The sequence below is a fragment of the Acidovorax sp. KPB24-07 genome, from assembly GCF_057543315.1.
The window spans coordinates 1-3009 of the sequence record NZ_BAAJYS010000391.1 but is presented as its reverse complement, the minus strand read 5'-3'; the positions used below and the strand labels follow the sequence as shown (position 1 = coordinate 3009).

4 protein-coding genes are annotated in these 3009 nt (G+C 71.3%); 2 read left to right on the top strand and 2 right to left on the bottom strand.

Features of this window, described 5'->3' with window-relative positions; all coding sequences use genetic code 11:
* On the top strand, positions 1 to 381 hold a 381-nt coding region (locus tag AC27IQ_RS21510), incomplete at its 5' end, for a methyl-accepting chemotaxis protein (RefSeq protein WP_487090726.1).
* Positions 382 to 451: 70 nt separating this feature from the next.
* Positions 452 to 1684: a DNA polymerase Y family protein gene (locus AC27IQ_RS21505; RefSeq protein ID WP_284429008.1), complete on the top strand. Its 1233-nt coding sequence runs from the start codon at positions 452 to 454 to the stop codon at positions 1682 to 1684.
* 62 nt (positions 1685 to 1746) lie between these two features.
* On the opposite strand, the gene AC27IQ_RS21500 is transcribed toward AC27IQ_RS21505, so the two are convergent.
* Together AC27IQ_RS21500 and AC27IQ_RS21495 are read right to left on the bottom strand one after the other, a co-directional pair.
* Entirely contained in the window at positions 1747 to 2193 is a 447-nt protein-coding gene (locus tag AC27IQ_RS21500; protein ID WP_487090725.1) for a ribosomal maturation YjgA family protein, read from the bottom strand.
* A gap of 161 nt (positions 2194 to 2354) precedes the next feature.
* Positions 2355 to 3009, bottom strand: a 655-nt coding sequence (locus AC27IQ_RS21495; protein ID WP_487090724.1) for a LysR family transcriptional regulator substrate-binding protein, incomplete at its 5' end; no start/stop codon positions are given.

Here is a 3009-nt window from a genome sequence, read left to right as displayed (position 1 = left end):
CGCAGCCTGGCCGGACGCTCGGCCGACGCCGCCAAGGAGATCAAGGCCCTCATCACCGACAGCGTGGAGCGCGTCGAGCGCGGCACGGCGCTGGTGGACGAAGCCGGCACCACGATGAGCGAGATCGTGTCGTCGATCCAGCGCGTGAGCGACATCGTGAGCGAGATCAGCGCCGCCACCGCCGAGCAGAGTTCGGGCGTGTCCCAGGTCGGCGAGGCCGTGAGCCAGATGGACCAGGTCACGCAGCAGAATGCAGCGCTGGTGGAAGAAAGCGCCGCCGCGGCCGAAAGCCTCAAGGCGCAGGCGCAGCAACTGGTGGACACGGTGGCCGTGTTCCGCCTGGCCGGCCACGGCCAGCCGGGCGCGCTGCGCGTGCGCTGATCGCCCATCGCGCAGGTGCTCGCGGGGGCATCCCGCCGGGCCTGCGCAGCTGGTGGGGAGCGCGTGGACAATGGCGGACGTGACCGCCCCCGAAGAGCCCGCCGCACCCCTGCCACGCCGCATCGCCCACCTGGACATGGACGCGTTCTATGCCTCGGTGGAGTTGCTGCGCTACCCGCAGCTCAAAGGGTTGCCCGCCGTCATCGGTGGTGGCCGGCGGGCGCAGGACGAGGCCCTGGTGGCCGAGTATGCCGGCCGCGAGTCGGAGATTCCCGTCGCGGCCTTCCCGCGGCTCAAGGACTACGTGGGGCGGGGCGTCATCACCACCGCCACCTACCCCGCGCGGCAGTTCGGCGTGGGCTCGGCCATGGGGCTCATGAAGGCCGCGCGCCTGTGTCCCCAGGCCATCCTGCTGCCGGTGGACTTTCCCTCGTACCGGCGCTTTTCGCGGATGTTCAAGGAAGTGATCGTGTCCATCGCGCCCGTCATGGAAGACCGCGGCGTGGACGAGGTGTACATCGACTTCACGCACGTGCCGGGCGGCCAGCGCGACGGCGGCCGGTCGCTCGCGCGGCTCATCCAGAAAAGCATCCTCGACGCCACGGGCCTCACCTGCTCAATCGGCGTTGCGCCCAACAAGCTCATCGCCAAGATGGCCAGCGAGTTCAACAAGCCCAACGGGATTTCCATCGTGCACGAGGGCGATCTGGAAAAAGCCATATGGCCGCTGGCGTGCCGCAAGATCAACGGCATCGGCCCCAAGGCCGACGCCAAGCTGCAGTCCCATGGCATCCACACGGTGGGCGAACTGGCCGCGCGCCCGCGCGACTGGCTGGTGCGCCACTTCGGCAAGGCCAGCGGTGCCTGGCTGCACGAGGCCGCCTGGGGCCGCGACGACCGCCCCGTGGTCACCGAAAGCGAGCCCGTTTCCATGAGCCGCGAAACCACCTTCGACCGCGACCTGCACGCCGTGCGCGACCGCGCCGAGCTGGGCCGCATCTTCACCGACCTGTGCGAACGCGTGGCCGGCGACCTGCAGCGCAAGGGCTACGTGGGCAAGACCATCGGCATCAAGCTGCGCTATGACGACTTCAAGATCGCCACGCGCGACCTCACCATCGACCACCCCACGCAGGACGCGGCCACCATTCGCCGGGCGGCCGGGCAGTGCCTCAAGCGCGTGCCGCTGGACAAGCGGCTGCGGCTGCTGGGCGTGCGCGTGGGCAACCTGCTGACCGAGCAGGCCGCGCGCGAGGCGCCGGTGGCCCGCCAGGGGCCGATGACGCCGGGGCTGTTCGACTGAATGAGCCAGGCTTGCGGGGCATCCGGACGGGCAGGGACCTTTGCGCAGGGCCTCCCGGCCGCTCAATCGGGGCGTGCCGCCTGGCTTCCAGTCCTTCGGCGCAGCCAGGCCTGGTAAAGCCCGTCGAGCCCCAGGCCGACCGCCACGCCCACGGCATAGGCCACCAGATCCATCGCGTTGAACCGCGACCCCAGTACCAGGTGGCCCGGCGTGGTGCTGCGGATCGCGTTGATCCACGGCGCCTGGTACCGCTGCGAGAACTCCACCGCGAACGAAGTCGCCAGCGCCAGCAGGGCCAGCCGGCCCGGGGCCATGCGCGGCCAGAGGCAGGCCCAGCCGAACATCACCATCAGCGCCCACAGCGCATCGCCGGGGTACTTGCCCAGCGCTTCGGGAAACAGCACGCCGGGCCACCGGCGCGAGGCCAGTCCCAGGGCGATGCAAAGGGCGATGCCTGCCACCAGCACGGCGCGATGGCGTGGGGTGGGCGATGTGAGCGAATGGTCCATGAAAAGGCTGGAAAAGCAGGGGGCAGGAAAGCGGGTGGAGGAGGGCTGCTCGAGAGGCGGCGGTGCGCAGTATCCACCGGCCACGCCGTGCTGGCGCCCGGCAGCTGTCCGGTGTTTCGCCCCGTTGCCATCGCCGCCCGGCGAACGGCAGTCGGTGCGGCTCACGCCGCCGGGTCCTTCTCCGGCAGCAACGCCTCCAGCACGAAACGCGTCGGCCCGCTGGCGCCCCGGTCGCTCACCGCGAGGCCGAGCTGTCGCCACAGCGCCGGGCGGAGCGGGCGGATGGCGATGCGCGGGTCGCGCGTGGCCTCGTACGACTCCTGCGGCAGCAGCGCCGCTCCGTAGCCGGCGGCGACCAGCGTGCGAATCGCGTCGTTGTAGTTGAGCTCGATCCGGGGCCGGCAATGGACGCCTGCTGCCGAGAACCATTCCGCGGTCTGCCGGTACAGGCGGGTGGAGGCGTCGTTCATGATGAGTGGCCGCTCCGCCAGCCATTGCGGAGTCAGCCGCTGCGGCGCCTTCCAGGCCGATGGCAGGAAGGCGACCACCGCCTCGCGCCGCAGGGGCGTGACCTGCACGCCGCGCACGGCCGGCTGCGGCAGCGCCACCACCCCCAGCACGGCGCTGCCGGCCGCGAGCCGGGCCATGCTTTCGTTGGAGGTCAGCACCTGCACGTTCACATCGACCCCGGGGTGTTGCCGGGCCAGGCGCTCGAGCGCGGGCGGCAGCAGGTGCGCGATGGCGCCGGTCGAGGCCCCCACGCGCACGCGGCCCGTCTGGCCGGCGAGCTGGCGTCGAACGTCCTCGACGGCATCG